This is a genomic window from Halocalculus aciditolerans (genome assembly GCF_014647475.1).
Lineage (GTDB): Archaea > Halobacteriota > Halobacteria > Halobacteriales > Halobacteriaceae > Halocalculus > Halocalculus aciditolerans.
On record NZ_BMPG01000003.1, the window covers coordinates 527,014 to 533,175 of the forward strand.

The window sequence follows — 6,162 nt, forward strand, 5'->3', positions numbered from 1 at the left end:
TGCCGCCGAATCACGGCGTTCGCAGCCCGTCTCGGGCGGTCGTGGAGAGCGTCCCGGAGAGGGTGACGAGCGCCGCGCCGAGCGCGTCGACGACGAGGTCAAGGACGGTGTCAGTGAGGTAGTCGAGCGTCGTCCACTGGTGCCAGAAGGTCTTGACGAGGAACTCGTAGGTTTCGAAGCCCGCGCCGACGGCGAGGACGAGGGCGACGATCCACCACGCGGAGACGCCGTCGGGGACGGTCTCGCGGAGGCCGACGCTGAGGATAGCGGCGACGCCGACGCCGCCCATCGCGTGCGCGAGGATGTCGAGGTCGGGGACGTGGGTGTACTGGTCGTGGGCGAGCCAGGTGTAGTGGAGGGCGAGGAGCGCGCCGCCCCAGGTGAGCGACGCCGTCCACCGGCCGACGCGCGTCCGCGAGCGGGCGTCGGCGAGGAGCTGGGCGGTGAGGGCATGAGCGAGCCGCGGCGTCGAGGGCGTTTCGGGCCAGAGCCGCCGCATCACGCTTCTCGCGGAGAGGGCGGCGAGGACGGCGAGCACCCCCACGACGAGTCGCGGGGAGGCCTGCGGGAGCGAGGACACCTCGCACTTTTTCGGACCGTTGGGTAAGTGTCTTTTGAGGAACGAGTCGGGTGTGTTACTCGATGCGGGCGGGGAGGTCGAGCCGGCGCAGCGCGGCCTCGACGCATCCGGCGAGGGCGAAGAGTGCGAGAACGGCGAACCACGCGCCGAAGTAGAGCGAGTGCGGGCCGTCGACGCTCGCGGTGAGTTGCGCGCGGGCGTCGAGCAGGACGAGCGCGGCGAGGAGTGTCACGGGCGCGAACAGCCGCCGCGTGAGGAGGAAGTAGATGGGGGCGGCGGCGAGCAGCCACGCGCCGACGGCACCGAAGGCCAAGACCGACCACGCGGACCACACCGTGACCGTAACGCCGAGTCGGACCGCCAGCCACGTCATGGCGAGGGCGTGGAGAACGCCGCCGACGCCGGCGACCGCCGCGGCCTGCCGGTTGGTCGGCGCGGTGAGCCACGGCGGCGCGACCGGGAGTCCGGGGAGGGCGCTCGAACGCGTGCGGGCCGCGGCTTCGACGAGACCAGTGAGGAGGAACCCGACGACCCAGACGGACGCGTTCACCATGTAGTGAACGATGTAGAGGCCGTGCTCGACGACGATGATACCGGTCGGTTCGGCGAGGCGTTCGAGTTCGGCGACGTCGCGGAACGTCGGTCCGGGCGGCGTGAGTTCGACGCCGAGGACGTAGCCGGACGCCGCGAGGAGCGCGACGAGCGGGGCGGCGAGGCGGAAGCGGAGCGCCAGCCAGACGGGGAGCGCGGCGACGACGACGAGGCCGCCGTACCGCCAGAACAGCCCGAGAAGCGTGTACGCGTCCGGGCCGACCGCGTAGCCGAGGTAGAGGGCGACGGCGAGGAGGAGCGCCGCGTGGAGGACGCCGAAAGCGAGGCTCGCGGCGAGCGGGCGATGGCGCATACGTGACATCGCGGCCGCCGACCGCTTGGGTTTTGTCCCGGGCGAGCCACGGGCTCCGGGCAAACCGAATCGGGGAGGCGGCGACTAGCGGGTGACGGGCGTCCTACGCGTCGAGTTGGTAGCGAGCGACCTCGCTGCCGCCGCAGGCCGTGCACTCTGCGGTGTCGGGGGCGAGTTTGGTCCCGCAGTGGCGGCACTCGACGAGCGTCCCGGGCGACGCCGACTGGGTGAGTATCGACTTGAGGTCTTCGAGCATCCGTGTGAATCCGTGGACGGAACGCGGGCCGGCGTGATATCGCGTCGGTGACGCGGTCTGTTCAACTGTTCTTCAGGGTCGACGCGGCTAAGTAAGTTGGGCAAACGACTCAGAGATGTTGTCACGCAACAAATTAGACGTTCAGGCAGATATTGCACACGAGAGAGGGGAGTGTTTCTTACGATGTAGCTTTTTCCCCGGTGTAGTCGAACCATTTTTAGAAATGTTTAATGGTGTGGGTTCGGGTCGTCGACATAGTGTCGAATCACACACGGCGGCAGCTACTGAAGGCCACAGGTATCGCAGGTGCAGCGGGAATCACCGGTCTCGCCGGCTGTTCCGGCGGCGGAAGCGGTAGCGGGAACGGCCCGACATCCATCGGAGCGGGTATCGCGAGCGCGAGCACGACGACGGGGCAGGCGAGCAACGCGTTCCAGCGCGTCGTCAAAGAGCAGTCACCGGACACGGAGCCCGCCGGGACCATTCAGTGGGCGAGTCAGGAGACGGGCGGCGACCCGGCGAGCCTCCGGCAGTACAACCAGGGGAACCTCCGGGCGATGGGCGCGGGGAACTTCGTGATGGCGTCGGCGATGCAGGACGCGCCGCCGTTCTCGGAGAACCCCGTCGAATCCGTCCCCCACCAGGCGTTCAAAATCGTCTCCATCCACCTCCACATCGTCGCGGTGGACGGCTCCGGCATCGAGACGAGCGACGACCTGATCGGGAAGAACTTCTGGGCGCTCCCGCCGAGCTGGGGGCTGCGCCAGCAGGCCGAGACCGTCTTCGAGAACGCCGGCATGTGGGAGGACCTCGAACCGAACGTCGTCGACGCGGATATCGGCGACGTCGCGGGCGCGGTCGAAGAGGGTCGCGTCGACGCCCTCATCGCCTACGGATCCGGCTTCGACAGCCTCCCCGGCTGGGCGACTGAAGTGGACGCCCGCGCGGACCTCCACGTCGTCCAGCCCTCCGACCAACTCCAGCAGGGCATCGAGCAGACCCGCGGCACGAACTACAGAGAAATCGACGTCTACGGCTGGAACCAGGACATGGGCGCTGACACCGTCGGAACCTTCCCCTCCGACTTCCAGTTCTTCTTCGGCTCCGACATCTCCCGCGACGTCGGCTACGAACTCGCCAAAATCAGCCACGAAAACGTCGACGCCATCCAGGAGAGCCAATCGGCGTACGCCGACCACAGCGACCCCGAAGCGATGGCGAGCGCGTACCTCGACGACTTCCCCGTTCACCCCGGCGTCTACGACTTCCTCGAGGAGCAAGACGTCGACCTCGCCGACTACGAACGCGGCAGCGTCGAAGCGTAAGGACGGCTCGCAGTTCCACGATTCACACTCGGGCCTCCGGGCCTCGTTCCGAATCTCGTTACTCGCGCGAACGATAGTGAGTGCGAGCAGGGAGGAACTCGTTCCGACCGTGCTCACGCCTCGCCTCACTCCGCTCGGCTCAGCGTTCGTATTTCCGAGATTCTCGAACGCTGTCGCGTTCTCCGAATCTCGTTACTCCTCTTGGGCGTCGACGACCGCCACGCCGGCGAGGTTGACGATGTCCTTGACTTCGTCGCCGCGCTGGATGACGTGAACGGGCTCGTCCATCCCGGCGAGAATCGGACCGATGGCGTCGGCACCGCCGAGGCGCTGGAGGAGTTTGTAGCCGATGTTCCCGGCTTCGAGGTTGGGGAAGACGAGGCAGTTCGCCGGCCCGTCGAGTTCGGCGAAGTCGTAGGTGTCGTCGAGGATGTCCTCGACGACGGCGGTGTCGGCCTGCATCTCGCCGTCGACCGGGAAGTCGACCGTCGGGTCGTCGTGGAGTTTCGCGACGGCGTCGCGGGGTTTCGCCGTGCCCGCGTTCTCGACGCTCCCGAAGTCCGAGTAGGAGAGAAGGGCGACGCGCGGTTCGATGTCGAACTGGCGCGCGGTCTCCGCGGTGTGCCGGGTGATTTCGGCGAGTTGCTCGGGCGTCGGGTCGAGGTTGACGGTGGTGTCGGCGCAGAAGATGACGCGGTTCTTGAACGTGAGCATGTAGATTCCCGCGACGTAATCCGTATCGGGCGCGGTGCCGACGACCTGAAGAGGCGGGCGGAGCGCCGACGAGTAGTGGTGGGAGAGCCCGGTGAGGAAGGCGTCGGCGTCGCCCTGTTCGACCATGACGCTCCCGAAGTAGTTCGAGTCGCGCTCGACGAGTTCGGTGGCTTCGCTGTGCGTCACGCCCTTGCGCTGGCGGAGTTCGTGGAGGCGGTCGGCGTACGCGCCGGGGGCGTCGGTCGCCGGGTCGACGACTTCCGGGGTGAAGTCGAGACCGAGGTCGTCGGCGGTCGACGCGATTCCGTCGTGGTCACCGATGAGAACGGGATCGGCGATACCCTGGTCCTGGAGCTGGTAGGCGGCGCGGATCATCTTCTCGTTGTCGCCCTCGCCGAGCGCGACGCGCTTCGGATCGTTCTGCGCCTTATTCAAGACGATGCGCATCATCTCGCGGCTCTTGCCGAGGCGGGCTTCGAGGCGCTCCCGGTACGCGTCGAGGTCCACGTCTTCGCGCGCGACGCCGGACTCCATGGCGGCGTCGGCGACGGCCGGTGCAATCTCGAAGAGCACCCGCGGGTCCAGCGGCTTCGGCAGGATGTACTCGGGGCCGAACTGGAGGGGTTGGTCGCCGTAGGCCTTCACGACCTGGTCGGGAACGTCCTCCTTCGCGAGGTCCGCGAGTGCTTCGGCGGCGGCGACCTTCATCGACTCGTTGATGTCCGTCGCCCGCACGTCCAGCGCTCCTCTGAAAATAAAGGGGAAGCCGAGGACGTTGTTCACCATGTTCGGGTAGTCCGAGCGCCCCGTCGCCATGATGACGGTGTCGTCCCGAGCGTTCTTCGCCTCCTCGTAGCCGATCTCCGGCTCCGGGTTCGCCATGGCGAACACGATGGGGTCGGCCGCCATCGACCGGATCATCTCCTCGCTCACGATGCCCCCCACCGAGAGTCCCACGAAGACGTCCGCACCCGCGATGATGTCCGCGAGCTCGCCGGACTCGACGCCGCGGGCGAACGGCTCGGCGTGCGGGCTGAGGTCGCCCGCCTCCGCGCGCGCTTCGGAGAGCACGCCGTCGATGTCGCACATCCGGATGTTCTCCGTCGGCACGCCCAGAGAAGCGTAGAATTTCGCGCAGGACACCGCCGCTGCGCCCGCGCCCGAGAACGCCACTTCGAGCTCGGAGAGGTCTTTGTCGACGAGTTCGATGGCGTTCAACAGGGCCGCGCCGCTGATGATGGCCGTCCCGTGCTGGTCGTCGTGGAAGACGGGGACATCCATTCGCGAGCCCAGTCGCTCTTCGATCTCGAAACACTCGGGGGCCTTGATGTCCTCGAGGTTGACGCCACCGAACGTCGGCTCCATCGCCGCGACGCTCTCCACGAACGCATCGACGTCGTCTTGGTCGAGTTCGATGTCGAAGACGTCGATGTCCGCGAACCGCTTGAACAGCACGCCCTTCCCCTCCATCACGGGTTTCGACGCCTGCGCGCCGATGTCGCCGAGGCCGAGCACCGCGGAGCCGTTCGAAACGACGCCCACGAGGTTCCCCTTCGCGGTATACTTGTAGGCGTCCGCGGAATCCGCGGCAATCTCTCGACACGGCGCGGCGACGCCCGGCGAGTAGGCGAGGGAGAGGTCGCGCTGCGTGTTCGTCGGCTTCGTCGTCGAAATCTCAATCTTTCCGGCCGGTTCCTCTTCGTGATACGAGAGCGCGTCTTCGTCGAGCCCCATACGCGCTATTCGTAGCCGGAGCGAAAAAACCACAGGACACCGCGCGCCTCGGACGACCCAGGTCACCCTCACACCCCATCCGCATATCTCGACCCGCACAGCGCCGTCGACGGCCCGCGAAATTCACCGGCGAGCACGAGGAAGCGAAGAAGGGTGAGACTGAGTCTCGTCGCCGTCATTTCCGAGAGAATAGAGTGAAAACTCCGCGAGTACGCAAAAGGGGGATGCATAGATGCTGGCGGAAACCAGCGAAGAGTACGTGCAATCCTAAGACAGCCGTGATACGGATTTCAGCAGCTTCCTCGCCGCAAACGCGTCACCTCCATCCCGAACGGAATTGAGGACGCGACGAGTTCGACGCTCTCGAAAGCGAACGCGACACCCTACCGAGCCGCGAAACATAGTCGAGCCCGAGAGGAACCAGTCACCCCACGTCCGAGAACACGTTGTGGAAGCGAACTGTTACCACCCCCCAACCACTCGTGACCCACCGCTATGTATACCGAGAAAAATCCCCGAACAACAACAACCCCGATGGCTGTCGCTCCTCGGAGACTAATGATGAACGCGACCACACACCAGTATGTGTGGCCGCGGTAAGTATGAATGGGTAGGCGGCGAACCGGATTTCCCAGAGGCTCGCGCACTC

5 protein-coding genes are annotated in these 6,162 nt (G+C 66.4%); 1 reads left to right on the forward strand and 4 read right to left on the reverse strand.

The features are described 5' to 3' along the window. Positions 1 to 10: 10 nt before the first annotated feature. From IEY26_RS13555 to IEY26_RS13565, 3 genes are all read right to left on the reverse strand, one after another. Complete coding sequence (locus tag IEY26_RS13555) at positions 11 to 580, reverse strand: hypothetical protein (RefSeq protein WP_188979802.1); 570 nt, start codon at positions 578 to 580, stop codon at positions 11 to 13. A gap of 55 nt (positions 581 to 635) precedes the next feature. Beyond that, the gene (locus IEY26_RS13560; RefSeq protein WP_188979804.1) at positions 636 to 1,484 is read right to left on the reverse strand and encodes a hypothetical protein; all 849 of its coding nucleotides are present in this window, start codon (positions 1,482 to 1,484) and stop codon (positions 636 to 638) included. Positions 1,485 to 1,587: 103 nt separating this feature from the next. Continuing rightward, positions 1,588 to 1,740 carry a hypothetical protein gene (locus IEY26_RS13565; RefSeq protein WP_188979806.1) on the reverse strand — a complete coding sequence of 51 codons (153 nt, stop codon included), beginning with the start codon at positions 1,738 to 1,740 and terminating at the stop codon, positions 1,588 to 1,590. A 257-nt stretch (positions 1,741 to 1,997) separates the two neighbouring features. Here IEY26_RS13565 and IEY26_RS13570 point away from each other — a divergent pair, with 257 nt between their 5' ends. Beyond that, positions 1,998 to 3,065: a TAXI family TRAP transporter solute-binding subunit gene (locus tag IEY26_RS13570; protein ID WP_229774136.1), complete on the forward strand. Its 1,068-nt coding sequence runs from the start codon at positions 1,998 to 2,000 to the stop codon at positions 3,063 to 3,065. Positions 3,066 to 3,257: 192 nt separating this feature from the next. On the opposite strand, the gene IEY26_RS13575 is transcribed toward IEY26_RS13570, so the two are convergent. Continuing rightward, positions 3,258 to 5,513, reverse strand: a complete 2,256-nt coding sequence (locus tag IEY26_RS13575; RefSeq protein WP_188979810.1) for an NADP-dependent malic enzyme — start codon at positions 5,511 to 5,513, stop codon at positions 3,258 to 3,260. Positions 5,514 to 6,162: the final 649 nt, after the last annotated feature.

Coding starts and splice junctions, on each gene's coding strand:
- IEY26_RS13575 (WP_188979810.1), bottom strand. CDS start 5,513: ATGGGGCTCGACGAAGACGCGCTCTCGTATCACGAAGAGGAACCGGCC.
- IEY26_RS13565 (WP_188979806.1), bottom strand. CDS start 1,740: ATGCTCGAAGACCTCAAGTCGATACTCACCCAGTCGGCGTCGCCCGGG.
- IEY26_RS13560 (WP_188979804.1), bottom strand. CDS start 1,484: ATGCGCCATCGCCCGCTCGCCGCGAGCCTCGCTTTCGGCGTCCTCCAC.